Source organism: Pseudomonas sp. UM16, from assembly GCF_050312595.1.
Lineage (GTDB): Bacteria > Pseudomonadota > Gammaproteobacteria > Pseudomonadales > Pseudomonadaceae > Aquipseudomonas.
This window is the reverse complement of the sequence record NZ_JBNPJT010000002.1, coordinates 223140-249460: the sequence shown is the minus strand read 5'-3', so window position 1 is coordinate 249460 and position 26321 is coordinate 223140. Positions and strand designations below refer to the sequence as shown.

Annotated in this window: 20 protein-coding genes and 3 pseudogenes; 8 read left to right on the top strand and 15 right to left on the bottom strand. The window is 59.7% G+C overall.

Annotated features, from left to right (window positions below):
• Nucleotides 1–54: 54 nt before the first annotated feature.
• From ACQRAX_RS03195 to ACQRAX_RS03185, 3 genes are all read left to right on the top strand, one after another.
• Entirely contained in the window at nt 55–2100 is a 2046-nt protein-coding gene (locus ACQRAX_RS03195; RefSeq protein ID WP_412038256.1) for a hypothetical protein, read from the top strand.
• A gap of 156 nt (nt 2101–2256) precedes the next feature.
• On the top strand, nt 2257–4572 hold the full coding sequence (locus ACQRAX_RS03190) for an autotransporter outer membrane beta-barrel domain-containing protein (RefSeq protein WP_412038257.1): 2316 nt from the start codon (nt 2257–2259) through the stop codon (nt 4570–4572).
• Between the two features lie 53 nt (nt 4573–4625).
• The gene (locus tag ACQRAX_RS03185) at nt 4626–6548 is read left to right on the top strand and encodes a hypothetical protein (RefSeq protein ID WP_412038258.1); all 1923 of its coding nucleotides are present in this window, start codon (nt 4626–4628) and stop codon (nt 6546–6548) included.
• Nucleotides 6549–6711: 163 nt separating this feature from the next.
• Here the strand turns inward: ACQRAX_RS03185 and ACQRAX_RS03180 are convergent, their stop codons facing one another.
• The gene (locus ACQRAX_RS03180) at nt 6712–7605 is read right to left on the bottom strand and encodes a LysR substrate-binding domain-containing protein (protein WP_412038259.1); all 894 of its coding nucleotides are present in this window, start codon (nt 7603–7605) and stop codon (nt 6712–6714) included.
• A gap of 154 nt (nt 7606–7759) precedes the next feature.
• Between ACQRAX_RS03180 and ACQRAX_RS03175 the strand changes: the two genes are divergently transcribed.
• From ACQRAX_RS03175 to ACQRAX_RS03165, 3 genes are all read left to right on the top strand, one after another.
• Complete coding sequence (locus ACQRAX_RS03175) at nt 7760–8701, top strand: DMT family transporter (RefSeq protein WP_412038260.1); 942 nt, start codon at nt 7760–7762, stop codon at nt 8699–8701.
• 39 nt (nt 8702–8740) lie between these two features.
• Complete coding sequence (locus ACQRAX_RS03170) at nt 8741–9079, top strand: FKBP-type peptidyl-prolyl cis-trans isomerase (protein ID WP_412038261.1); 339 nt, start codon at nt 8741–8743, stop codon at nt 9077–9079.
• A 210-nt stretch (nt 9080–9289) separates the two neighbouring features.
• Nucleotides 9290–9952 (top strand): histidine phosphatase family protein, encoded by a 663-nt coding sequence (locus ACQRAX_RS03165; protein WP_412038262.1) that lies wholly within the window; start codon nt 9290–9292, stop codon nt 9950–9952.
• Between the two features lie 14 nt (nt 9953–9966).
• Here the strand turns inward: ACQRAX_RS03165 and ACQRAX_RS03160 are convergent, their stop codons facing one another.
• On the bottom strand, nt 9967–10404 hold the full coding sequence (locus ACQRAX_RS03160; protein ID WP_412038263.1) for an Lrp/AsnC family transcriptional regulator: 438 nt from the start codon (nt 10402–10404) through the stop codon (nt 9967–9969).
• A gap of 130 nt (nt 10405–10534) precedes the next feature.
• On the opposite strand from ACQRAX_RS03160, the gene ACQRAX_RS03155 reads away from it, so the two are divergent.
• Nucleotides 10535–11440, top strand: a complete 906-nt coding sequence (locus ACQRAX_RS03155) for a DMT family transporter (RefSeq protein ID WP_412038264.1) — start codon at nt 10535–10537, stop codon at nt 11438–11440.
• Here ACQRAX_RS03155 and ACQRAX_RS03150 read toward each other — a convergent pair.
• A complete protein-coding gene (locus tag ACQRAX_RS03150; protein ID WP_412038265.1) occupies nt 11427–12119 on the bottom strand; it encodes an alpha/beta hydrolase in 693 nt (230 codons plus the stop codon). The two genes, ACQRAX_RS03155 and ACQRAX_RS03150, sit on opposite strands and share 14 nt — an antisense overlap.
• Before the next feature lie 136 nt (nt 12120–12255).
• Here ACQRAX_RS03150 and ACQRAX_RS03145 point away from each other — a divergent pair.
• A pseudogene (locus ACQRAX_RS03145) lies at nt 12256–13173 on the top strand (class I SAM-dependent methyltransferase); the annotation flags it as partial.
• A gap of 37 nt (nt 13174–13210) precedes the next feature.
• On the opposite strand, the pseudogene ACQRAX_RS03140 reads toward ACQRAX_RS03145, so the two are convergent.
• The 12 genes and pseudogenes from ACQRAX_RS03140 to hyi all read right to left on the bottom strand — a co-directional run.
• A pseudogene (locus ACQRAX_RS03140) lies at nt 13211–13474 on the bottom strand (PepSY domain-containing protein); the annotation flags it as partial.
• Nucleotides 13467–13757, bottom strand: a pseudogene (locus tag ACQRAX_RS03135) (PepSY domain-containing protein); the annotation flags it as partial. The pseudogenes ACQRAX_RS03140 and ACQRAX_RS03135, both read right to left, overlap by 8 nt.
• A 153-nt stretch (nt 13758–13910) precedes the next feature.
• On the bottom strand, nt 13911–16079 hold the full coding sequence (locus ACQRAX_RS03130; protein ID WP_412038266.1) for a TonB-dependent receptor: 2169 nt from the start codon (nt 16077–16079) through the stop codon (nt 13911–13913).
• An 87-nt stretch (nt 16080–16166) separates the two neighbouring features.
• Nucleotides 16167–16553: a DUF2946 domain-containing protein gene (locus ACQRAX_RS03125; protein ID WP_412038267.1), complete on the bottom strand. Its 387-nt coding sequence runs from the start codon at nt 16551–16553 to the stop codon at nt 16167–16169.
• A 43-nt stretch (nt 16554–16596) separates the two neighbouring features.
• Nucleotides 16597–18636, bottom strand: a complete 2040-nt coding sequence (locus ACQRAX_RS03120; RefSeq protein WP_412038268.1) for a mechanosensitive ion channel family protein — start codon at nt 18634–18636, stop codon at nt 16597–16599.
• Nucleotides 18637–18779: 143 nt separating this feature from the next.
• The gene (locus ACQRAX_RS03115; RefSeq protein WP_412038269.1) at nt 18780–19781 is read right to left on the bottom strand and encodes a sulfate ABC transporter substrate-binding protein; all 1002 of its coding nucleotides are present in this window, start codon (nt 19779–19781) and stop codon (nt 18780–18782) included.
• Between the two features lie 93 nt (nt 19782–19874).
• Complete coding sequence (locus ACQRAX_RS03110; protein WP_412038270.1) at nt 19875–20699, bottom strand: ion transporter; 825 nt, start codon at nt 20697–20699, stop codon at nt 19875–19877.
• A gap of 44 nt (nt 20700–20743) precedes the next feature.
• Nucleotides 20744–21631, bottom strand: coding sequence for an urea transporter (locus ACQRAX_RS03105; protein WP_412038271.1), 888 nt, complete (start codon nt 21629–21631; stop codon nt 20744–20746).
• Between the two features lie 170 nt (nt 21632–21801).
• A complete protein-coding gene (gene pyk / locus ACQRAX_RS03100) occupies nt 21802–23217 on the bottom strand; it encodes a pyruvate kinase (protein ID WP_045188946.1) in 1416 nt (471 codons plus the stop codon).
• On the bottom strand, nt 23207–24487 hold the full coding sequence (locus ACQRAX_RS03095) for a glycerate kinase type-2 family protein (RefSeq protein ID WP_045188944.1): 1281 nt from the start codon (nt 24485–24487) through the stop codon (nt 23207–23209). Before ACQRAX_RS03095 ends, pyk begins: the two co-directional genes overlap by 11 nt.
• Nucleotides 24488–24578: 91 nt before the next feature.
• The gene (locus tag ACQRAX_RS03090; protein WP_045188942.1) at nt 24579–25472 is read right to left on the bottom strand and encodes a 2-hydroxy-3-oxopropionate reductase; all 894 of its coding nucleotides are present in this window, start codon (nt 25470–25472) and stop codon (nt 24579–24581) included.
• Nucleotides 25473–25501: 29 nt separating this feature from the next.
• On the bottom strand, nt 25502–26284 hold the full coding sequence (hyi, locus tag ACQRAX_RS03085; protein WP_045188941.1) for a hydroxypyruvate isomerase: 783 nt from the start codon (nt 26282–26284) through the stop codon (nt 25502–25504).
• Between the last annotated feature and the right edge of the window lie 37 nt (nt 26285–26321).

Genomic DNA, 26321 nt, shown 5'->3' with positions numbered 1-26321 from the left:
GTCACTGAAAGACGAGCGACTCCAACTTCTCTTACCGTTCCAAGGAGCGTCACAATGACCACCAAAGGGCCTAATCTGGATGCGGGGCAACTACTGCGGGATGACTATCGACTCGCCAAGCAGGAACGACGCCAGCAGGAAAGGCTGAAAAATAGACGTGCCGTGAAGGTCGATGCCGATCTAGTGCCAATCGATCTTCCTGACGTGTTGCCCAATGATGAGGGGGTTGAACTCAACCTGATTCCCACTGCAATGCTTTCGGAGGATCTGAATGCTCAGATTCCTACTGCCTGGACAGGAGTAACGAGGGCGAGACTACAAGTCTTTCTGAATGATCAAGACAGCAACCCAATCTTCGACCAGACCTATCCGGCATTACCGTCATTTCCGTTAGAGATAAAGGTTCCCTCCGACCAATTCCAGGCTGCCGGGGGACATAGGGTCCGCTATATGGTGTCGACTAGCGGGGGAACGGAAAGGGCTGATTACACTTACTTCACTGTCGACCGAGACGACCCTAATCGGAATATCATTCCAGATAGCTTAGTGTTACCCACCGATAGGGTGACACTCGAATACCTGAATACCAACGGCGGTCTGCCTTTCACCATCAACGCATTTACGTATGCAAGACCTGGCGACCGCGCTGAAATCTTCATGATTCCGTTTGCAAGCTCAGAGCCTGTACTTGTTGCCGAAATCGCCGCCCGCCCTGTGGCAGATTTCGACCCATCAGCCCCCATGACAGGCGTCATCGCCAAAGATAAATTCGTCAATGAGAATGACGACCCCCTATACCTGGATGGCGTGCTCAGTTTCTATTACCTAGGGTATTCCCGCGCGGGCAATCAGACCAGAAAGCCGATCGATCTAAACATTTCCATGGCATTCCAGCCGTTGCCCACCGGTTTGCAAAATGCTGTGATTCCACTGGCGCAGGAAGAAGATGCGCCTCTGATCGACCGTGCCGATGCCATCCTCGGGGTTATCGTTCGAATCCCGGAGTTTACTCATCACCAACCCACAGATCGGGTTGTGGTTACCTGGGGCAGCCGGAACGTGGACGACTTTGCGGTTGGCGGCAGTCCGACCTTCCCACTCGAAACACGTTCGGTCCCCTATGCAACGCTACTGAGCGAAGGTGAGGCCGTTGGCGAAGGCCCCAAGAACGTCACCGCTACTTACAGAATCGTCCGAGGACTGCTGGAGTTCACTCCGACCGCAGCCGCTAGTTCAGGCGTGGATCTGCGTATTCCAGGCCCGGAAAACCCTGATCCGGGCCCTGAAAACCCGCTACTGGGACAGGTCACAGTACGGGGCGGAAGCGGGGATTCGGAAGACAACAAGATCGGGGTGGGGGATATCGACCTTCCCGTTTCGGTGACTTTGCCAGCCTATGATCCGATGGTGGCAGGCGAAGTACTGCAGGTCTTCTGGAACAACAAGCTAGTCCCAGACGCCAGCTATACCGTGGTGGGCGGCGAGACCGACTTTAACATTGCCGTTCCGTTCAGCTTCGTTGCCGAGGAAGGCGACGGCCCGGATGTTCCGGTGCATATCCAACTGACCTCGCCAAACCTTCCTCCGGGTAACGCGCCCATCACCGTGCCCACTCCTGTCGAGGTCAATACCTTTGAGTTCGGCCCGTTGACCGACCCCGTTTTCCCTGACATGGACGACTTCTTCGAGTCGCTGGGCTGCTGTCAACGAATCTGGGAAGGGGCAAAGTTACGCGTCTCGGGTGATACCCGCAATTTCGCCGCAGGCGATACGGTGACCGTGCACTGGGAAGGTCGCGATTCCGATGGCACAGCTATCCCCGAAACCACGGGCAGCCAGCCCTATGAACTGGATGCCGATCAGGCCACTAGAGGCTTCGATCATTCCATCGATTTCACGAGTGTCGTCAGGCCCATCGCGGATGTCGCCGGTTACCTGTTCGCTTGGTATGTCGTGGCCAAGAAGAGTGGCGCTAGTGTCAAATCGTCTGAAGCCAAGGTTGAAGTGTCCTACACCATGCCAAGTGGATGCGAGTGCATTGCCGAAGGGGTCTGCGATATCAGTGCTTGCTCACCCAGAAGCAAGGCCGGTTCGAAGTAGCCACGGCTGATGAATAATCCGCCGCATTGTAGGAATTGGACTACATCGAGGTCGGAGCGTTCACGCTAATGTCTCGTGTCTTCGCCTAGGAGAGCCCATGGATCGAATCTGTAAGCGATTCATGGGGCTTTTACATTAACGACATAGGGACCCACGATGCCAGCCGAGTGCAAACCTATTACACCTGTCACGCACAAGTGGCGTTACGCTGTATTTGCCTGTTTTACCCTGTCCACGAGCCCGGTGCTGGCGGACCAGGTACTCGACAATGAACAAAGAACGTTACCGCCAGGCACCACGCCGGACCATTACACCCTGCTCAATGGCTCGGTGTTAACCGTCAACTCAGGCAGCATCCTGGGTGTATCGCTGACCGATTCGACCCTTAATCTCAATAACGCCGATGGCGGGCGCGTGTTCGGTACAGGCTCAAGCGTAAACGTCAGTAATGGCCGCCTCACAGGCAGCGGTCTGTTCGATGAAGCACTGTCCCTGACAGCCGGGACCGCCCACATCAATGGCTCGACCTTGGTGAACGAGGGGGCCGAAGGGGCAGCGATGGCCGTCAACAGCAGCGTCAGCGGCGTCACCTCCCATGTGCAGGTCATCGACAGCGTCCTGCGCGGCGCCGATGAGGGCGCCTACGTCACCGACCGAAGCGTGCTGGAACTGCGCAATACCAGCATTGATACCACCCAGGAGACCGGCATCGGGCTGACAATACGGGCTGCCACTGTCAGTGCCAGCGGTGGCCGGATCGAGGGCGGCCTGCACGGGATAAATTTCTGGACGGGGCGCAATGACACCCGTGATAGCACCGTCACCCTGGAGGGCACCCAAGTTGTTGGCCGCAATGGCTCGGCGATTCGGGTAGCAGAAGGCACCGAGGTGACCCTCGAACTGCTCAATGGCGCCACCCTGCAGGGCAAGGATGGCCATGTTCTCGAAGTGGCGGGCGCCTCGACCGCCACAGTGGGTGTACGCAACAGCGCGCTGGAAGGCAACATCACGGTCGCCGGCGACAGTATCGCCAGCTTCGACTTCAATAGCGCGAGCCTGACCGGGAATATCGACAACGAAGCGGGTAGCACCACCAACATCAGCCTCAACAGCAGTGCGCAATTGACAGGAACCCTGCACAACGTCTCTGGTTTGACCATCAACGACAGCCATTGGCGGATGACCGGCAATAGCAGCGTTGCCAACCTTGCCCTACAAGGCGGAACCGTCAGCCTTGGCGAACCTGGAGAGTTTTACACCCTGTCGCTGGGCAATCTGTCAGGCAGCGGTACGTTCGTCATGGCCACAGACTTTTCCCAGCGCCAACACAGCTTTCTCGACATCAGTGGCACCGCGACGGGTAATCACGCCCTGGTGATCGGCAGCACCGGTGCAGACCCGGTGACCAACACCAGCCTGCACGTGATCCATGCCGAAGCTGGAGATGCCCAGTTCGATCTAGCGGGCGGTACTGCGGATCTGGGTGCCTGGTCCTACAAACTGGTACAAGATGCCAACGGCCAAGACTGGTATCTCGACGCGACGACCCGCACGGTGGGGCCTGGCACCCGGACCGTGATGGCTCTGTTCAACACCGCGCCTACTGTCTGGTATGGCGAACTGGCATCCCTGCGCAGCCGCATGGGCGAGTTACGTTACAGTGATGGCCGCAATGCGGGCGGCTGGATGCGCGGCTATGGCAACAAATACAACGTTGCCGATGCTTCCGGTGTCGGTTATCAGCAAAATCAGCACGGCATTTCCTTTGGTGCCGACGCACCGCTACCCGTTGGCGACGGCCAATGGCTGGTGGGGCTACTGGCCGGTCACAGTCGCTCGGACCTCGACCTGGCTCGGGGCAGTTCCGGCAGCGTTGACAGCTACTATGCCGGCGTCTACACCACCTGGCTGGACGCGCACAGCGGCTTCTATTTCGACGCACTGGTCAAGTTCAATCGCTATCAGAACAACGCCAAGGTGGCGTTCAGCGATGGCACACGAGCCAAGGGCGACTACGACAACCATGGCATTGGCAGCACCGTGGAGTTCGGTCGTCATATCAAGCTCGACCAAGGCTACTTCCTTGAGCCGTTCGCCCAGCTCTCAGCCGTGGTTATCCAGTCCAAGGACTATGCCCTGAGCAATGGCCTGCAGGCCGAGGGCGATCAGACCCGCTCCTATCTGGGCAAGCTCGGTGCCACCGCCGGTCGACGTTTCGACCTAGGTGAGGGCCGTAGCTTGCAACCTTATGTCAAAGCCGCGTATGCCCATGAATTCGCCAACAACAATAAAGCACGGGTCAATAACAATGTGTTCAATAACGACCTGTCCGGCTCGCGTGCCGAGTTGGGGTTGGGGGCTGCCTTGTCGTTTTCGCGGAGCTTCCAGGTCCATGCAGACTTGGACTACAGCAATGGTAAACACATCGAACAGCCCTACGGCTTGAACCTGGGTGCTCGCTATTTCTGGTGACCCACGCCATCGGGAAGGTCAGCGGATCCAACCATGCTCATGAGTAAATAGCTATGTCAGATTCTAAGTCGATCGCTTCCGGCAGTACCTACCTGGCAGATGACCTAACTGTACCTTCGCTTCCCGATGCGCTGCCGCCGCTGGCAGGTGACTCCGCGTTCCTGATACCTGTCTCGAATCGGACAGGGGCGTTGAGAGCCAACATTGATGAGCGCTGGGAAGGTGCCAGCCAAAGACAGACGGTGATGTTTTTCTGGAATCGCAATCAAGTCCATGAGCAAGAAGTGCTTGATCCTGACCCGGGCGAGTTCCCGATGACGTTCGAAATCGGCGGTCTTCATCTCTCTGGTGGTGGCATTCACCAGCTCTACTATGAAGTCGTCTCAGTGGGTGGCACCAGTCGATCTTTAGCTGTACAGGTCGACCTTGATAACACGCCACCCAACTTTGGCCTGCGTCCCGGAGCGCTGACTTTTCCTTCGGAGATTGTCAACGACGGCGTGACCGAAAGCTATCTGGCAGACAATCAGGATCAAGTCATCGCCACGCTGGCGCATTGGTCGGACATCCGTCTGGAAGACGAGATCGTATATTTTCTCGAGCGTGCTCCAGGCTTGGCAAGCAACCGGCGGCTTCCTGCCGGCAGCATTGTCATCACCCAAATGCATCTGGATCATCCACCTCTGGAGGTGCCTTTCAAAGGTGATGACTTTCGTACGCTGGGCAATGGCAACGCCGTAGCACACTTTTATTTGCGCGACAGGGCCGGTAACGAAGGGTTGGAAAGCTCACCAAGCACAGTGTTCAAGATAGTACTGACCCCGCAACCGCAACTACTGCCGCCGCTTGTACCGCTGTACGACCAGCATGGGCTGATCAGCGAGGCGGTCGCACGTCTCCCTGTACAGGTTGAGATTCCGGCACTCGAGCATGTCGCCACAGGCGATCAGATTCTTCTCCACTGGGGGAACGTGGCATTGCCCGCCATCACCGTTCCCGACCCGAACGCCAACCCCCTCCTGCGCATTCCCGTTTCCTATCGATCGATTCAAGGAGGTGGCAACGGAACCCTGCAGGTAACCTATGACCTGCTGCGCGCAGCAACACCCATTGGCCGATCACCTGCTAAACAGGTCGAAGTGGACATCACCCTGCCCGGTGGCCCCGACCCCGACCCGGAGAGTCCCTGGCACGGTAATCTACAATTGCCCACAGCACTCGGTGCCAGCGCAGTGCCCAACATCATCTCGCCCTCCGACATCGAACAGCCCGCCAATGTAATCATTGCGTGGCATGGCAAGGATGGCCAGGAAGTTTTCGAGAGCCTCGATGCAGTCGAGGCACACTGGGAGACTATCGTACTGCCCTACGTCATAACCGACGCCGACGTCATTGCCAAGCAACCCTTGCGAATGGAAATCAGCAGCGCGCAGATGAAACAGGCCGGTACCGGTAGGCGAGCGCTGCACTACCGCGTGACCCGGCAACTGAGTGCGCACCCCGGCTACAGCAATACCGCCTACTCTGCCGAGCAGGAAGTTTCCGTCAGTGACAGTACTGGCTTACCGGGCGGCAACGATGGACTCCCCGCCGGGGACTTTCCGGAGAAGAATCCGAACAACGCCATCAACAAGGAAGCCGCCATGGATGGGACACCGTACGAAATTCGGCTCGATTACCATAACGCTGCAGTCGGCGATAGGATCGACTTCACCTTCCGCGGCCATCAAGGTTTTGCTGACGATCCAAAAGTTGAGCCAGATAGGCCCATTGCAGGCTCGTACATAGAGGATACCCATGAGGTGACCCAGCACGATCTGGAACAAGGCAGCTATTCCTTTATCGTGGGGCGTAAGCAGTTGGTCGCGATCAAGTTCGCTTCTGGCAACGGTTACCACTGGATCACCAACGACGTTGGTACGGTGCAAGCATTGCACTACCACGTACTCGTCGATACCGGCGACCTCGTGCCTTGAATTGCAGACTCAAGCAGCACCCTCGAAGCGGTTAATACTGCGACGCCGTTGTTCAGGATGGCACCCCACTGGAGCACTTCAAGGTCACCAGCGCCATCGGCGGTAATGTGTGCAAATCCCATCCTCTCGACAGCCATGACCGGCGCCGAAGTCCAGGCCCTGTTCACTTGAGCGCCAGCAACCAGTCTGCAAATACCTGCGCTGCCGGTGAGCAGGGCGCTTGTTTGTCGTGCACCAGATAGTCGGCTTGCCCGGTGTGCACGACAAACGCCGATACCTGGCGGATCGCACCCTGCTCAATGCGTTCGCGGGCCATGAATTCCCAGCCAAGCCCGACCCCCATGCCTTGCAACACCGCTTCGAACACCAGATTGACCTGGTTGAAGGTCACCGCATCGGCGGGCGCCTGGTAACGCAGGCCCTGGTGGCTGAACCAGTCTTGCCAGTCCAGGCAGTTCCAGGCCGAAGCATCCAGTTGAATCAGTGGTAAGGTTTGCAGCGCCTCCAGCGAGTCGATTGCGGGCAGGGCGCGCTTGATGCTGGCAATCGGGTAGATGGTCTCGTCGAACAGTTTGGCGGCCTTGAGTGAGCTCCAATGGCCGTGGCCATAGAGAATACCGAAGTCGTAATGGGCAATATCGCTTTCACCGATCTCATTACTGGCGTGAATATTCACTGTCAGTTCCGGGTGCTGTTCGTTGAAGCGCAGTAGCCGTGGGAACAGCCAGTACTGGGCGACGGCATGGGTACAGATGACGCTGACATTGCGGCTGCTGTGACCCGCTTTCAGGCGCAGCACGTTGGCCAGCAGGCTCTCCAGCATCGGCTCGACAATCGCGTTGAAGCTTTCGCCGGCCGAGGTCAAGGCGATCCCCCGAGCGCGGCGTTCGAACAGCACCGCGCCGAGGTGTTGTTCCAGCAACTTGATCTGTTTGCTCACGGCGCTTTGGGTCAGGTAGAGCTCGCTGGCGGCACGGGTGAAACTGCCAGTGCGTACCACCGTCTCAAAAGCGATCAGGGTGTCCAGCGGGGGCAGGTGACGGCTGAAGCGACTCATGCTGAAGGTCCGTTCTGAGGAATGGCTACATCATAAAGTCGATACTCACGGGCTTAAAGGCATTCCCTGTGGGAATGGCTGCATGCCGAATGATCTTTTGTCCAGACACTGGCCACGCGTTAGCCTGCGCACTTCTTTGAACAGGAGCAGGCAAGTGAAACAGGGTGTGGCCTACGCTGCAATAGCCGGCGCGATGTGGGGGCTGGTGCTGATGGTGCCGCAATTGTTGCCAGAGTTCAGTCCAGTGCTGCTCAGCTGTGCCCGCTTCGTGCTGTTCGGTGCGGTGACCCTGGTGCTGGCGGTGCCGATGCGCAAGGCCCTGGGCCGCTTGACCCTGGCAGATCTGTGGATGCTCGGACGCTTGGCGCTGATCGGTAACCTGCTGTACTTCATCTGTCTGGTGGCCGCCATCCAGCGCCTTGGGGTGGCACCGGCTTCGCTGATTGTCGGTGTCTTGCCGTTGACCATCACCCTCTATGGCCGCCATGACAATGGTGGTGTAGCGCTCAAGCAACTGCTTGTGCCGCTGTTGCTGATTCTCGCCGGGATGCTCTGTATCAATGTGCAGACGTTTGCCGTTGAGCCGGGAGCACTGGGCGACAAAGTTGCCGGCGTGCTCTATGCCTTGGCCGCATTGGCTTGCTGGACCTGGTACGCGGTCAACAATAGCCGCTACCTGAAACAGTGCGGGCATTTTGACAGTCACCAGTGGTCGGTGCTGTGCGGGGTGATGACCGGGCTGTTCAGCCTGGCGCTGGTGGCGTTTATCGCACTTTGGCAGCCCGCGCAGCTGCAGGTGCAGGCAGCGGCCGAGCGCTGGTGGCTGTTCTGGCTCTACAGTCTGGGCTGCGCGATTTTCGGTTCGTGGCTGGCGGCGCTGCTGTGGAATGCTGCCTCCAAGCGCATGCCGCTGACCTTGAGCGGCCAACTGATTGTGTTCGAAACCCTGTTTGCCTTGCTCTACGCCTTCATCTGGCGGCAAAGCGGGCCGAGCGTGCTGGAGGCTGCAGCAATCATCCTGGTCATCGGTGGGGTCTGCTGGTCGATGCGTCAACACGGTACACCGGCAAACCTTGCCAAACCTGCGCATTCTTGAGAAAAGGCAGCCTCGAAATAGGCATCAACGAGGTCACGCATGAGCAGCGAACTGCAAATTTTCGATATCCAGCTGGGCGAAGGCAAGGAAGCAATCAAGGGCGCGCTGATTACGACCCAGTACACCGGGTGGCTGGAGGACGGCACGAAATTCGATTCCTCCTACGACCGCGGCAAGCCGTTCCAGTGTGTGATCGGCACCGGCAGGGTTATCAAGGGCTGGGACCAGGGCCTGATGGGGATGAAGGTCGGCGGCAAGCGCAAGCTGCTGGTGCCGTCGCATTTGGCCTATGGCGAGCGCAGCATGGGGGCGATCACGCCACATTCGAACCTGACCTTCGAGATCGAGTTACTGGAAGTCCTGACCCGCGATGATTGACCCGCGGCTGTCTTAATTCGGCAACATCGCCGCGCTAATGTCACAGGTGCTCAGGGATTGAGTATTCAGGGATCGAACCAAACGGGATTAATGCACTCTCAGTTAGCCCGCTTCACGGATGAAACGATAGACAGGGATCACCCGCGGCTTCGGCCGCGGCGTGTCACCGGCGGGGTCAGCCTCATCCCTTATCGCCGCAAGAGCCCCTCCATGAAGTTGTCGACCCTGTTTCAACGCCACCGCCATGCCTTCTGTTCGCTGGTCCTGCTCGGGGGCGTCTCGCTGCTGGCTGTGGAGGCGGTCGAAAGCCACGCCGAGCCGGTGGACGGTACCCAGACACTGGTGTTCCTGCGCCACGCCGAAAAGCCGGGTGAAGGCTTGGGGCAACTCAACTGCCAAGGGCTCAATCGTGCTCTGGACTTGGCCACCTTGCTCCCGGAGAAATTCGGCAAGGCTGACTACGTGTTTGCCGCCAATCCGTCTCGCCATGTTGAAGAAGGCAGCAAGGACGATGCCTACAGTTATATTCGCCCGCTGATGACCATCAGCCCCAGCGCCATCAAGCTCGGCCTGCCGGTAAACATCGACTTTGGCGCCAATGACACTGGCGAGCTGGCCGATGAACTACTGCAGGACAAGTACCGCAACGCTACCGTTTACACTGCCTGGTCTCATGGTTACCTGCCTGAGCTGATCAATACCGTGGCCGGCAAGGCCGTGGGCGAGAAGCGGGTGATCACTGAAGACTGGGATGGCGGTGATTTCGATTCGCTCTACGTACTGACCCTGACCTGGCGTGACGGCAAAGCCAGCCTTTTGAGCCGTAACTACAAGCAGGGCCTTAACAACGGCGAGCATAGTTGCCCGAGTTGATGCGCTCCCTCAGCCTATGCCATGGGCGGTAACCGCCTTTTTACCGGGGTTTTCTTGACGATCGCGGTATTGGTTTCAGCATGGCTGTTGAGTTTATCCAGCACCGTGTCGAGCTGTTCCATCGAGCGCACATGCAAGCGGGCAATGAAACAGTCGTCACCAGTAACTTTGTCACACTCGGTGAACTCGGGGATGGCCATGATTTGCCGTTCCACCTCCTGCAATTGCCCCGGCAATGGCCGCACGCGCACGATGGCCTGCAGTTGATAGCCAAAGCAGCGTGGGTCGATTTCCACGGTATAGCCTGTAAGCACCCCGCGTTCTTCCAGGCGGCGCAGGCGCTCGCTGACACTGGGTGAAGACAAGCCACTGAGCTGCGCCAGGGCTTTAAGAGAGCGCCGTGAATCGTCCATCAGCGCCTTTATCAGCAATTGGTCAATATCGTCGGTCATCACAGCCTCGTTAGGCAGATTGTGAAAACTGCCTTGATAGTAAAGGTGTATCTACAGTTTAGCCTGCTTTATCCACTGGAGCGGGCGCCTCCAGGCTCGCATAATTTAGCCATCGTCAAGGAGGTGAGTGATGGACAGTTCAATACGCCGTGGGTCGTTTGAGATGGTTGCCGCGATGCTGATTTCGGGGACCATTGGCTGGTTCGTGCTGGTGTCCGGGCAACCGGTTCTGGATGTGGTGTTCTGGCGCTGCGTGTTCGGCGCAACCACCTTGCTGCTGATCTGCCTGGCCATGGGTTTTCTCAAACCCGGGATTCTAACCCTGACTACGTTCGCCTTGGCGGTGCTCAGTGGCGTGGCGATCGTCGGTAACTGGGTGCTGTTGTTCGCCTCTTATTCGCGGGCCTCGATTGCCATTGGTACGGCGGTGTACAACGTCCAACCGTTCATGCTGGTGGGGCTGGCGGCGCTGTTTCTCGGCGAGAAGATCACTCTGCAGAAACTGTTCTGGCTGGTGCTGTCGTTTTTCGGGATGCTGGCGATCGTCAGCGCCCATGGCAGCCAAGGAGGCAGCGGCAATGACTACCTGCAGGGCATCGGCCTGGCGCTCGGTGCAGCGTTTCTCTATGCCGTGGCCGCGTTGATCATCAAGCGCCTGAGTGGCACGCCGCCGCACCTGATCGCGTTGATTCAGGTGTGCACCGGCATCCTGTTGCTGGCGCCCTGGGCCAATACCTCAGGCCTGCCCAGCGAGACCGCTGCACTGGCCTCGCTGATTACCCTGGGGATCGTGCACACCGGGGTGATGTATGTGCTGTTGTACGGTGCAATCCAGAAGCTGCCGACCGCATTGACCGGCGCCTTGTCGTTCATCTACCCGATCGCGGCGATCCTGGTTGACTGGTTCGCCTTTGGCCATCGCCTGCAGCCGTTGCAGTGGCTGGGGGTAGCGGCAATCCTGCTGGCTGCCGCCGGTATGCAGCAAGGCTGGTGGTGCAAGCCTGCGGCCAAGGCTGCGGCGGTCAAGCCAGACTGACGGCGGCACGATCGATCAGGGCTGCCACTTCGGCGGCCCTGGAGACCAGCGAGGCATGGCTGGCGTCCAGACGTAACACTTCTCTGGGGTTCATTCGTTTCGACATCAATTGCTGGTTGGCCGGGGCGATCATTCGGTCGTGGGTAGAGAGCTGATACCAGGTGGGTTTGTGTTTCCACGCCGGGTTACTGATGGTGTCGCCAAAGGTACCGGCCAGCGGTGCTTTCTGGGTCACACTCATGATCAGGCCCTCGTCCTTGCTCAGGTCCTGGCAGAAGCTTTCGTGCAGTTTTTCCGGCTTGATCCACAGGTAGCCGTCCGTGTCCGGCTGCAAGTTGGCGGCCGCTTCGGGCGGGTTCTGCGCGGTGATGTCGCCTGGGCTTTCGCCATCATCCGGGGCAAAGGCGGCAATAAAAACCAGACCGGCAACATTGGGCTGGTTGCCCATTTGAGTGATCACTGCGCCGCCATAGGAATGGCCGACCAGCAACACCTTGCCAGCAATGGACGCGACCATCTTACGCGTGCGTTCGGCATCATCGGCTAGTGAGGTCAGTGGCATTTCCACTGCGTGTAGATTGCGGTGGCCCAAGCGCGACAGTTCAAGGATGACCTTGCTCCAGTGGGCGGCACCGCCCCAAAAGCCATGGACCAGAACAATTGCAGGTTTCTCGCTCATGATGGTTGTCCAACGCAGGGAATGGGAATGCTAGTTTAGATGCAATTGCCCAACGCTGAGTCATGGATGGTCAAACGCGCTGGCGGCGGTGGGTGGGCAGAGTAGAATAGGCAGCTTTAGCCAATCGAAATTGCCCATGACCTCTGTGATCGATACCCTTCAACAGCATCTGCTTACGGCCCTGAGCCCGGCGCCGACTGAAACCCGGCGGCTGTTCCATGGCCGTGGACGCTGCTGGCCGGGGCTGGAACAGATCACCGTGGACTGGCTGCAAGGTGTGTTGCTGGTATCGCTGTTTCGTGAGCCTCCCGAGGGGCAGTTACCGGCCCTTGAGCAGATGCTGCTTAACCTGGCCCAGGCGCCATGCTGGAGTGGTCAGGTCATGCTCATTCAGCACCGCTATCTGCCTGACAGTCCAGGGCAGTGGCTACTGGGCGAGCCCAGCGAGCATTGGTTGATCGATGAAGACGGTTTGCGCTATGAGCTTGATCTTGGCCTGAAGCAAAACACCGGGTTGTTCCTCGACATGCGCTATGGCCGGCACTGGGTGCGGGAACAGGCTACGGGCAAGCGGGTGCTCAATTTGTTTGCCTACACCTGTGGGTTTTCCGTTGCAGCCATTGCTGGCGGCGCCGAGCAGGTCGTCAATCTGGACATGGCCCGTTCAGCACTGAGCCGTGGGCGCGATAACCATCGGCACAATGGTCATGATCTGGGGCGTGTGAGCTTTCTGGGCCACGAGCTGTTCAAGTCCTGGGGCAAGGTCCGCAAGTTCGGCCCTTATGACCTGATCATCATTGATCCACCGACTTTCCAGAAAGGCAGTTTTGTTCTGACCCAGGATTACCGCAAAATCTTGCGACGCTTGCCTGAGCTGTTGAATGAGGGCGGGACCGTGCTGGCCTGCGTGAATGATCCGGCCATTGGGCCTGAGTTCTTGATTGAAGGGATGGCTGAAGAAGCGCCGCAACTGCGTTTCGTTGAGCGCCTGGCCAACCCGCCGGAGTTTCCGGACAGCGATCCGGCAGGTGGGCTCAAGGCGTTGGTATTCCAAACCGAGCCAACAAGGCTGGCGCCCACAGTGGCTGGTGTCAGTGGCGCAATCGGCGCCATCCCAGCACCACCCCGCTGAGGCTGAGTATCAGGCCTGCGGCACTGAAGACGATCATCCAGATATCCCAAGCTGGCCGCAATTGCAGCAACGGCAACCAGTCCCAACTGTGCAGCAACGCAAACAGCCAGCGCGATACCCGCTTGGGTCGATCCAGAACCCCGACTATTTCTCCCGTGTACAGATCCACATGCAGCCAAGTCTGTTGTGGATCATCAAAGCGTACCCGCAGCACCGGCAGCCGTATTGCGGCCCGGATAGCTGAACAGGTAGCGTGGCTGACCCGCTACCGTGCTCAGGCGAATGCTTGCCGGAGCACGGTACGGGTCGGCCGCCGCGAGGGCAGCGCCTAGATCTACGCAGCACGACTGCAGGTTTAGCTCGGGCAGGTGCGCCAGGTGTTCGCGCGGTGTCAGCTTGGGGTAGCCAACATAGAGCATGACCACCCCGGAGAAAAACCACAGGGCCATGAACAAACACACACAGATGCCCAACCAGCGATGCTCCAGGTACAGATAGCGTTTCATCGGCCGTGTCCTAGGCTCTGTACGAAAAGCCTTGATACTCGGTGATGCTGCGTTGAAAACAGCCTCGGAATGCTCATTTACAACCCGTAAACTCCGCTTCCTCGGCTGTTTTCGCCTTGCCTGACCTTCGTCTCAAAACTTTTCATACAAAGCCTAAAAGCGAGTCTGCAAGGCCAGTTCCAGGGTTCGCGGCGCGCCCAGGTAGAGCATGCTCGAACTGGTCCAGCGGGCATAGACTTCATCGGTCAGGTTGCGCACCCGCGCGCTGATGCGCGTGTCGGTGTCAACCTGGTAGCCGACGAAGGCGCCAAACACGGTGTACGACGGCGCGTAACGGGTGTTGGCCGCATCAGCGTAAACCGATGATACGTAACGGCTGTCACCGCCCACCTGCCAGTTGGGGTTGATGTCATAGGTCAACCACAGGTTAGCCACTCGCTCAGGGATGTTGGTCGGGGTATTGCCCTTACGCGAAACACTGGTGCCGCCGACGTTTTCATTGAACTCATCGTACTGAGCGTCGACGTAGGCGAAGTTGCCTTCAGCCAACAGTTGCGGGGTGATGCGCAGCGAGCCGGCCAGTTCCACGCCACGTGACGATTGCTTGCCCACCGGTTGGGTAACGCCGGGGTTGGCCGGGTCAGCGGTGGCCAGGTTCTTGCGCTCGATATGGTAGGCGGCGAGGGTGGCGGCGCCACGGCCGTCGAGGAAGCTGAATTTGCTGCCGACTTCGACCTGTTTACCGGTGCTCAGGTCAAAGTCGCGCACCTGGGCGAAACTGGCCGTGGTGAGGATCCCGGCGGGCGGGTCGGCTGCGGTGCTGTACTGCACGTAGACGTTGGCTGCGGGCGTCAGTTCGTAGACCAGGCCGACGCGCCCGGTAGTGGGTTCATAAATGCGTTTGAAGTCGCGCGGGTTATTGGCATCGACGCTGCGGTAGTTGTGCACCTGAAGGTCGATATGGTCGTGGCGCAGGCCGGTCAGCAGCGACAGGTGCTCGCTGAGCTGCAGGCGGTTTTCCAGGAACGCGGCCCAGGTATCGACGGTGTTCTGACGGTTCTTCTGATAACCCGGGACCATGCCATTGAGGTCATAGAAATGACCGGGGTCGAAGTGGTCCGGGTCAACACTGTCGAATACCCCGGTCACCGAACGCGGGTAGTTGGTTTGCACGTTATGGCTGTAGTCCAGGCCTGTCGACCATTGGCTGTTCATGCCCAACAGTTGCCCCTGGTGGAGCAGTTCGATGCGGTTGCCGTTGAGTTCTTGGTCATGCCGTTGCAGCAGCGCATTGGAGCGGTTCACCTGGCTGTTGTCGGCGTTGTAGGCGTAACTCTCAAGGTTGCGGAAGTTTCGCTCGGTGTTGTAGTGGTAGAGGGTGTTGCGCAGCGAGGTGTCGTCGTTGAACCGGTACTCGGTGATCGAACGCAGCCAGCGTACGCGTTGTTCGTAACGGCCGTCCTCGACGTTGTAGTTCTCGAAGCGACGGCTGTCGTCGACCTTCATTTCGCCCCCGAGCGGATTGAGTACCGGGCTGCCCCAATAGGGGCTGTCGACGCTTTCGTTCTGGTACTCCAGGGCCAGGGTGTGCGACAGCTGGTCATTGATGTCAGTCAGCAGCGAGAAAGCCACGCTCCAGGCGTCGCGCTCTTCGCGATCGACATAGCCGTTGCTGGTGGTATGGCTGAAATCCAGACGTGCATAGTTACCAATACCGTCACCTTCGTTCAAGGCATGGTTGAAACCGAACGAGGTTTCGCTGCTGTCGTAGGAGTCGTACTTGATGCGGCCTTCGTTGAAGTTCTCGTCACGGCTGGCCAGTTTGGTGATGTAGTTGATCGAACCACCCACAGCGCCGGCGCCAAACAGAAAGCTTGAGGGACCGCCAATGGCTTCGACGCGGTCATAGATCCAGCTGTCCACCGGCCGCGCGGCAATCGAGTCGTACTGCACGCTGATGCCGTTGAACAGTTGGGTAATTTGCGCCCCGGAAAAGCCACGGTAGGCCACTGAGCCTGCTGAACCTGGCGGCGAGGCGGCGGTCATTCCCGGTACGCCGGCGAGCATGTCCTGGGTGGTCTGGGCACCGCGCTGTTCGATTTGCTGACGGTTGACGATGCTTACTGACGCCGGGGTTTGCCGTGGGGTCAGGCCCAGGCGTGAACCGGTTTGCGAGGGCGTGTCGAGGAGTACGCCGTCTTCGCTTTCAGCGCGGCCCTCAATGCGCAGGTCGGGCAGGGTGAGCGGTACTTCGGCACCCGCATTGACAGACAGCGCACACAGCAGCGCCGCGCATCCGGAAAAGCGATAGGAGTAGGGCATGATACGAACTCTGGAAATTGAGCCAACGGCCAACGGCACCTGTCAGTCAGGCACGGTAAACAGGCCGAATACATATAGCTGTACGGTTCAAGCCAGAAGCGGAGAGGCGCGGGGGTTGGCGGCAGGCCAGCAATAGCGCGGTGGCGCCTTGCTGCGCAGTTCACGGTGATAGCGACGCGTGCGGGCGGTTGCCATCAGCCAGCCGATGACCAGCATCAAGCCCAGGCAGACTACTGCTGCGGCACACACCGGGCAGGTCTGCAGGCTGTCCCAGCCGGCAACCGATTGCTCGCCAAAATCGCTTTTCAGGCTCGGGCCGGCGCTGCCCATGGCCGAGCAGAAGGCGCCACCGATGCCGTTGAGCTTGAGCCCCATCATCTGCCCATGCCCGATGCCGCAGGCGAACAGATTGAACAGGACACAGAAGTACAGGGTCCAGGCAATCAGCGGGCGGTGGGCGCGGGTGGGGTTCATGGCCGCGACTTTAGCATCGAACTCCGCTTGCCAGAAAGGCCAATCAAACGGGCCCTTCACCTATCCGTGCAGGGGGAGGGTTGTACTGGGCGAAACTGACATCATCGGTCTCGTCCACGCGTTTTTTCAGGCGCTCGTTGAACGCCCGATTGACTGCGTATTGGCCACCGGAGCTGGTGCGAAACTGCGCGGTGAGGGTGATACCGTTGAGGTTCATGCTATCGACCCCGAACACTTGCAACGGCCCCTGCAGGCTGTGGCGCAGCATCGGGTCTTCGCTGATCGAGTGGCCGACTTCACGGATCAGCTTCAAGGCGCTGTCGACATTGGTGGCATAGCTGAACTGCACCGAGAAGAAGGCGTAGGCGAATTGCCGTGACTGGTTGGTGACCGCCTTGATCTGGCCGAATGGCACCGAATGTACAAAGCCCTTGCCGTCACGCAGGCGCAGGGTGCGAATGGTCAGGCTTTCAACCGTGCCAGCGTGGCCGGAGTCGAGCACCACCCAATCGCCAATGGCAATGGTGTCTTCGATGAGGATGAACAGCCCGGTGATCACATCCTGGACCAATTGCTGGGAGCCGAAGCCGATGGCCAGGCCGACGACCCCGGCGCCCGCCAGGAATGGCGAGACGTTGATGCCCAGATTGGCCATGGTGGTGATGGTGCAGATCACCACCAGGATGATTTTGATCGCGTTGCGCAGCATCGGCAAAATGGTCCGCACGCGGGTGCTCGGCTGGCGCGCGGAGCGGCGCCCGACGGTGGGTTTGAGCGCTTCCTGGATGGCCGTGTCGATCACCACCCAGAGTAACCAGGTCACCAGCAGGATCAGGCCGATGCTGCTGAGTGAATCGCTGATGGCCCGTCCGAGGCTGTTGCGCAGGGCGAAATCGAGCACGGAAAAGCCCCAGATCCGCCCCAGCAGTTCGATGAACGTAACGGCTATAACCACCCGCAACAGGGCATAGGCAAGGTTGCGCAACAGCTCCTTGTAGGGGCGCAGGCGTTGTCTGGCGTCAACTTCTTCGCGATGTTTGAACATGCGTTGCAAGATGGTGCTGAGAAACACCGTGCCAATCAGCAAAATGGAGGTCAGCAGGGCCTTTTGCAGGGCGCGCTGGCTTTCTTCACCGGCACCGATCAGGTGCACGGCCGAGACCAGGATCATCATCAGGATCGGTAGGAACCACAGTGCCGAAAAGATCCTCAGGGTTTCCTGCACAGCGCGGTGTTGCAGACGGTCGGGCAGTGCGCGGTTGCGGATCAGGTGCGCCACCGGCCGTCGCAGTTTGAGCACTAAAACGGCGAACGCCAGGGTCGCCAACAAACCGGTCACGGCAGCGACACTGCTGGTGATATTGCCGCCCAGTTGGCGGGCGATCTGCGGGCTGGTCAGGGCATCGCTCCAGGCGGCGAGAAAGCCGATCATGAACAACGGGCGGGGTGCTAGCTCGCGAATGATCCGTACCGCTGTGCGTTTGTGCCCGGTGTCGAACAACGTGATCAGGCAGAGAATGATCGAGGTTGAGAAAATACCGCTGCTGGTGGCATAAGCCAGGCTCATGCCCAGCGCGCGCCCGGCGGAAATCGCCAGGAAGTGACCAACATAGAGCGTGATGATCAGGCTGGCCAGGGCGGGCAGGGTATAGGTCAGCAGGTACTTGATCACACGCCGGGGGCGCGGTCGCTCGCGCAGCAGGCGCGAATGACTGCTGGCACGTTCGAGCATGCGCCCCAATTGAGAGAGCAGGGCAAAGGCAATCAGCCAGGTGACCGTGAGCACTGCAAAATCGCGCCACAGTTCCAGGGAGCTGAGGCCTGAGGGTCGCGCGACCAATTGGTCGACCTCATCGGCGGCGCGATCGGCGCGCAAGCGCCAGTTGTCGATCAAGTGGTTGTCGACGTCCAGCTCCTCGCTGACATCGTCCAGGCCATCGGCAATGGCGCCGAGCAGGCCGCCCTGAACCACAGGCTCGGCAGGTTGTGCAGCTTTGTCAGACTTGGGTAGCAGGGGTACGGCGGTTGCCAGCTGGACGCTCAGCAGGCAACTGAACAACAGGGCGAAGAAAGATCGGATCACTGGGTACTCCTTGAACCGTGGATGACGGAAAGGGTAGTCAATGAACCGATCAATGGAGGCGCGGCGCGTTCGAAATAACGCTGAAACGAACGTCGGGGCCAGTTGATCCGTAGCCGCAGCCTGGTGGCAGCGGCTCCAGGCGATTACTGCCCGGTATAGATCTGGTCGAACACGCCGCCGTCATTGAAGTGGGTCTTCTGCACGGTGCGCCAATCGCCGAAGGTCTTCTCTACCGAAAGGAAGTCGACTTTCGGGAAACGGTCGGTGTACTTGGCCAATACAGCTGGGTCGCGTGGACGCAGGTAGTTGTTGGCGGCAATTTCCTGCGCCTCTGGCGACCACAGGTATTTAAGGTAGGCCTCGGCAGTGGCACGGCTGCCTTTCTTGTCCACCACCTTATCAACCACGGTCACTGGCGGCTCGGCTTCAGCAGAAACGCTTGGATAGACCACTTCGAACTGATCACGACCAAATTCGCGGGCGATCATCTCGGCTTCGTTTTCGAAGGTCACCAGTACGTCGCCGATCTGGTTGGTCATGAACGTGGTGGTGGCGGCGCGGCCACCGGTGTCGAGCACTGGCGCTTGTTTGAACAGCTTGCCGACAAAATCCTTGGCCTTGGTTTCGTCACCACCATTCTTCAGGACGTAGCCCCAGGCCGAGAGGTAGGTATAGCGGCCGTTACCGGAAGTCTTGGGGTTCGGGACGATGACCTCAACACCATCTTTGAGCAGGTCTGGCCAGTCCTTGAGGGCTTTTGGGTTGCCCTTGCGCACGATGAACACAGTGGCGGAGGTGAAGGGCGCGCTGTTGTTCGGCAGGCGCGTGACCCAGTTGTCGGGTACCAGTTTGCCGTGATCGGCCAAGGCATTGATGTCGGTGGCCATGTTCATGGTGATGACGTCAGCCGGCAGGCCATCGATGACTGAACGCGCTTGCTTGCTCGAACCGCCGAAAGACATCTGTACGGTGATTTTCTCTTTGTGCTCAGCTTCCCAGTGCTTCTGGAAGGCGGCGTTGTAGTCCTTGTAGAAGTCGCGCATCACATCATACGAAACGTTCAGCAGTGGCGCTGGCGCGGCCTGGGTCAGGGCGCCGAGCGTGAGGCCGGCGGCCAGAAGCGAGGCACTAAAGAGTTTTTTCACTGCGCATTCCTTGTTCGAATTGGCGTTTAGGGCATTATGCCAGCGACTATAGCGGCTCAAGCTTAGGCACTAAAAGATTAAAAAGTGCTTTGCTTATTCCATTTTCTTGAATAACGCATTGCCACAACGCGAGCAGAACGCGGCGCCGTGCTCATGGTTGTTTTTCCGGCATACCGGGCAGTCGTGTTGCAGCTGCTCGCCGCGCATGGCATTGGCCAGTTCCGCAGTGAAGATGCCGGTGGGCACGGCAATGATCGAGTAACCGGTGATCATCACCAACGAGGAGATCACCTGGCCCAGCGGCGTCTTGGGCACGATATCGCCAAAGCCGACCGTGGTCAGGGTGACGATCGCCCAATAGATCCCTTTGGGGATGCTGGTAAAGCCATGTTGCGGGCCTTCGACCACATACATCAGGGTGCCGAACACCGTTACCAGGGTCGAGACACTGAGCAGAAAGACGATGATCTTCTGTTTGCTGCCGCGCAGTGCCGAGAGCAGGTAATGTGCTTGCTTGAGGTAGGGGCTGAGCTTGAGCACGCGAAAAATCCGCAGCATGCGGATCACCCGGATGATCAGCAGGTACTGCGCGTCGCTGTAATACAGGGCGATGATGCCCGGCACGATCGCCAGCAGGTCGACCAGGCCGTAGAAGCTGAAGGCGTAGCGCAAGGGCTTGGGTGAGCAGTACAGGCGAATCAGGTACTCGACCAGAAAGACGGCAGTGAACCCCCACTCGATCGCTGCCAGCAGGCCGGCGTAGTTCTGGTGCACTTCATCGATACTGTCCAGGACCACGGTGATCAGGCTGGCGAGGATGATCAGCAGGAGGATGCTGTCAAAGCGTCGGCCAGCGACCGTGTCGGTTTGGAAAACGATGACATAGAGCCGCTCACGCCAGCTCGAAGGGGTGTCCATACTTTGCTCCATTACACAATGGAGCAGAGCCTAGGGGCAGCGTCTCAGCTATGCAAGCGACCGCTACGACGAGCCAGCGGCTGGCGCATCAAGCGCTGACCGATCAGCACCAGCCAGCAGGCGAAGATGAACGGCGCGGTCAGGCCAGGCACTGGCAGTTGGGCTACCAACGGTTGCAGGACAATGGCCAGGATCATCGCCAGCAGCGGCAACCAGGGTTGCTTGCGGGTCTGGCTGAAGGCCAGGGCGGCGAGTGCGGCATTGAAACCATAAAGGCCGGCATAGGCAGCACTGGCTTCGCCGCCGAGCAGTGCGACACTACCGCCCAGCGCTGCGCCGAGCAGCGCCCAGGCGGCGGCATAGCGGTTGGCGATCAGCAAGCCGATGGCGATCAGCAGACCGGCAAGCGGGTTATCCAGCAGAAAAATCTGACCCAGGCCGCGCGCCAGTGCGTAGAGCGCATGGTGTTCGATCGGGCTGATGGCGCTGGCTTGGGGGTGGCTGAGCAGCAGCACGGCCCAGCCGATCAATACGAACGGTGCGGTGTACGCCGGTAACAGCAGATTGGAACTGGCACGCTTTAGCCACTGATGCACCAGCATGCTGCTCACACCGCCAGCGGCGATGATCAGCGGTGGCAGGATGGCCGACCAGGGCAGGGCATAGCTGAGTAGCAGGCCGATCAGCACGCCGTTGTAGCTGTACAGCCCGGCTTGGCGATCGGTGCGGTTGTAGCCACGGCGTTGGGCCGTGAGCAGCCCGGAAAGGGCGCCAAGCAAGGCGCCGCCGACTAGGTTGGGGGCGGTCAGGGTGATGGCCAGCAAGCACAACAGGCCGCACAGCGGGTTGCGCTGCAGCAGCACCTGGCTGAAGCCATTGAGCAAGGCCGTGGCCCAGTCGGGGCACGGGTTGACGAAATTCTTGGTGTACATGGGGGCAGTCTGGGTTGATGTGGAGCGGGGTGGCCTCTATTGGGCTGGTTTTCCCACATGAATGTGTGTTGGTTGCGCTGGCCTCATCGCGGGCAAGGCCAGCGCCTACAGGGATGATATGTAGGCGCTGGCTTTGCCAGCGATGGGCTGCAGAGCAGCCCTATGCAGCATCAGATCAAGGTTTCGATCCGCAGCGTGTTAGTCGATCCCGGCTTGCCAAAAGGCACACCGGCAGTGATCAACAGGGTGTCGCCACGGCTGGCCATGCCTTGTGCCTGGGCGATTTCCAGTGCGGTGGAGCAGATTTCATCAACTTGACGCAGACGATCATTGACCACCGAGTGCACACCCCAGGCCACGCTAAGGCGCCGAGCGGTGGACAGGTTAGGGGTCAGGTTGAGAATCGGCGCCCGTGGCCGCTCGCGCGCAGCACGCAAGGTCGAGGCACCCGATTCGCTGTAGTTGACCAGTACCGCCACCGGCAGAATGCCGCTGATACGACGGATCGCGCAGCTGATGGCGTCGGAAACCGTCGCTTCAGCCTTGGGCCGGCCAACGTCGAGCTGAGCCTGATAGTCTGGGCCATTTTCGACCTGACGGATGATCTTGCTCATCATCTGCACAGCTTCGAGCGGGTAGTCACCCGAAGCGGTCTCGGCCGAGAGCATGACCGCGTCGGCACCTTCAGCCACAGCGTTGGCCACGTCGGTGACTTCGGCGCGGGTCGGGGCTGGGGAGAAGCGCATCGATTCAAGCATCTGCGTGGCAACCACCACCGGTTTGCCCAGCTCGCGGCAGGTGTTGATGATGGTTTTCTGGATCTGTGGCACGCTTTCAGCAGGCACTTCCACGCCCAAGTCGCCGCGGGCAACCATGATCGCATCGCTCAGCTCGGCAATCGCGCGCAGTTGAGTCACCGCCGACGGTTTCTCGATCTTGGCCATCAGGTAGGCGCGGTCACCGATCAGCTGGCGTGCTTCGATGATGTCTTCCGGGCGCTGCACGAACGACAGGGCCACCCAGTCCACACCCAGTTCCAGGCCGAAGGTCAGGTCGCGGCGATCCTTGGCGGTCAGCGGGCTGAGGTCCAACACTGCCTGTGGAACGTTGACGCCTTTGCGGTCAGACAGCTCGCCGCCATTGAGTACTTCAGTCTCGATGGCGTCGCTGTGCTTGGCAGTCACCCGCAGGCGCAGCTTGCCGTCATCGAGCAGCAGGTCCATGCCTGGCTCAAGCGCAGCAATGATTTCCGGGTGGGGCAGGTTGACCCGCTCGACAGTGCCGGGGGTGCTGTCCAGGTCCAGGCGCAGGGCCTGGCCGCGTTGCAGCTGGACTTTGCCCTCGGCAAAACGGCCAACCCGCAGTTTCGGCCCTTGCAGGTCCATGAGGATACCCAGCGGGTAATTCAGCTGGCTTTCAACTTCGCGGATCCACTGGTAGCGCAGGGCATGGTCTTCGTGTTCGCCATGGCTGAAGTTGAGGCGGAAGATATTTACCCCGGACTCAACCAGTTGGCGGATGTCATCGATACCCTTGATGGCAGGGCCGAGGGTAGCGAGGATTTTGACTTTTTTGTCAGGCGTCATGTTTGGCACTCTCGAGGATCAGAATGGCGCGAAAATCGTTAACGTTGGTCCGCGTCGGCTCGGTGACGATCAAGGCATCGAGAGCGGCGAAGTAGCCATAGCCATTGTTGTTGTCCAGCTCATCACTGGCCGACAGGCCGAGGGCTGCGGCGCGCGCGTAACTGTCTGGGGTCATCAACGCACCGGCGTTGTCTTCGGAGCCATCGATACCGTCGGTGTCACCGGCCAGGGCATAGACACCGGGCAGGCCCTTGAGGCTTTCGGTCAGGCTCAAGAGAAACTCGGCGTTGCGTCCGCCACGGCCATTGCCGCGCACGGTCACGGTGGTCTCGCCACCGGAAAGGATCACGCACGGAGGTGACAGTGGCTGGCCGTGCAGGACGATCTGTCGGGCGATGCCGGCATGGACCTTGGCCACCTCCCGTGATTCGCCTTCCAGGTCGCCGAGAATCAGCGGGCTGAAACCGGCTTGACGGGCTTTGACCGCCGCAGCTTCCAGCGACTGCTGGGGGCGGGCGATCAGTTGGAAGTGGCTGCGTGCCAGGGCCGGGTCATCGGCCTTGACGGTTTCCGAGGCCGGGTTGTTCAACCAGGCAGTGACGGCAGCAGGCGCTTCGATGTTATAGCGCTTGAGGATCGCCAGGGCTTCGGCCGAGGTGCTCGGGTCGGCCACGGTCGGGCCGGAGGCGATGACGGTGGCCAGGTCACCCGGTACGTCGGAAATCGCATAGGTGTAGACCGTGGCCGGCCAGCAGGCCTTGGCCAGGCGGCCACCCTTGATCGCCGAGAGGTGCTTGCGCACGCAGTTCATCTCGCCGATGGTCGCGCCGGATTTAAGCAGCGCCTTGTTGATCTGTTGCTTGTCGGCCAGGGTCAGACCTTCGGCGGGCAGGGCCAGTAAGGCAGAACCACCGCCGGAGAGCAGGAAAATCACGCGGTCGTCGGCGGTCAGGTTGCTGACCATTTCCAACACGCGTTTGGCAACAGCCAGGCCGGCGGCGTCGGGAACCGGGTGGGCAGCTTCGACCACTTCGATTTTCGAGCAGTTGGCGCCGTGGCCGTAGCGGGTGACCACCAGGCCGGAGACCGGGCCCTTCCAGTGGCGTTCGACCACTTCGGCCATGGCCGCTGCAGCCTTGCCAGCGCCGATGACAATGACGCGACCGCTGCGGTCGCTGGGCAGGTGCGCTTCAAGGACCTGGTGAGGGTGCGCGGCATCGATGGCCGTGGCGAACAGGTCGCGCAGAAAGTGTTGCGGATCGAGCGACATGGCAGGCTCCAATCTTATTGTTCTTCAGAATCGAAAACGCCCCTGGGCCCGCCTCCGTGCAGGCTGACCCAGGGGCGCTGTTGCCTGGGTATTACTTGTCGTCGCGGATCGAGAAGTTGGCCATGTGCTCAAGCCCTTTGATCAGCGCCGAGTGGTCCCAGTTGGCACCGCCGATGGCTGCGCAGGTGCTGAACACTTGCTGGGCGTTGGAGGTGTTGGGCAGGTTGATGTTCAGCTCCTTGGCGCCTTGCAGGGCCAGGTTCAGGTCCTTCTGGTGCAGGCTGATGCGGAAGCCTGGATCGAAGGTTCCCTTGATCATGCGCTCGCCGTGTACTTCCAGGATCTTCGAGGAGGCGAAGCCGCCCATCAGTGCTTCACGTACCTTGGCAGGATCGGCGCCGTTCTTGGCGGCGAACAGCAGGGCTTCAGCCACTGCCTGAATGTTCAGGGCAACGATGATCTGATTGGCGACCTTGGCGGTCTGACCGTCGCCGCTGCCACCCACGCGGGTGATGTTCTTGCCCATGGCCTGGAACAGCGGCAGTGCGCGTTCGAAAGCATTCGGGCAACCACCGACCATGATGCTCAAGGTCGCGGCCTTGGCACCGACTTCACCGCCGGACACTGGCGCGTCCAGGTAGGTGGCGCCAGTCGCCTTGATCTTCTCGGCGAAGGCTTTGGTGGCGGTAGGGGAGATCGAGCTCATGTCGATCACGACTTTGTTCGGGCCTACGCCTTGAGCCACACCGTTGTCACCGAACAGCACGCTTTCGACCTGTGGGGTGTCGGGCACCATGACGATGATGAATTCAGCTTCCTGGGCCACTTCTTTCGGGTTGGCCAGGGCAACGGCGCCTGCGGCAACGAGGTCGGCCGGGGCTGCATCGTGATGGGTGGACAGGAACAGGCTGTGACCGGCTTTTTGCAGGTTCTGCGCCATTGGGCGGCCCATGATGCCGGTGCCGATAAATCCGATTTTAGCCATGAGAGATGCCTCTTGTAATTGTTTGCAGGTCAGATCGCGTTATGGGATTTCAACCAGCCCAGGCCAGCTTCGGTGGTGGTCAGCGGCTTGTATTCACAGCCCACCCAGCCCTGGTAGCCGATGCGGTCCAGGTGTTCGAAGAGGAAGCGGTAGTTGATTTCGCCAGTACCCGGCTCGTTGCGGCCCGGGTTGTCGGCCAGCTGGATGTGGTTGATCTTGGCCAGGTTGCTTTCCATGGTGCGGGCCAGGTCGCCCTCCATGATTTGCATGTGGTAGATGTCGTATTGCAGGAACAGGTTGCTGCTGCCGACTTCGGCCTGGATTTCCAGGGCCTGTTGGGTGTTGTTCAGGTAGAAGCCTGGGATGTCGCGGGTGTTGATCATTTCCATGACCAGCTTGATCCCGGCGGCTTCCAGCTTGTCGGCAGCGTATTTGAGGTTGTCGACAAAGGTCTTGCGGACGCTGGCGCAGTCCGGGCCTTGCGGGCGGATACCGGCCAGACAGTTGACCTGGGTGTTGCCGAGCACTTGGGCGTAGGCGATGGCCAGATCGACACCGGCGCGGAACTGCTCGACGCGCGCAGGATCGCAAGCGATACCGCGATCACCCTTGGCCCAGTCGCCAGCCGGCAGGTTGAACAGCACCTGGGTCAGGCCGTGGGCATCGAGTTGCTGCTTGATTTCAGCCGAGCTGAAATCGTACGGGAACAGGTATTCAACTCCGCTAAAGCCAGCGTCAGCTGCAGCTTTGAAGCGGGCGAGGAAGTCCTGCTCGGTGAACAGCATGGACAGGTTGGCGGCAAAACGTGGCATGGAGGTCTCCTTGCAAAAGTGGGCCCTGTGCGCAATG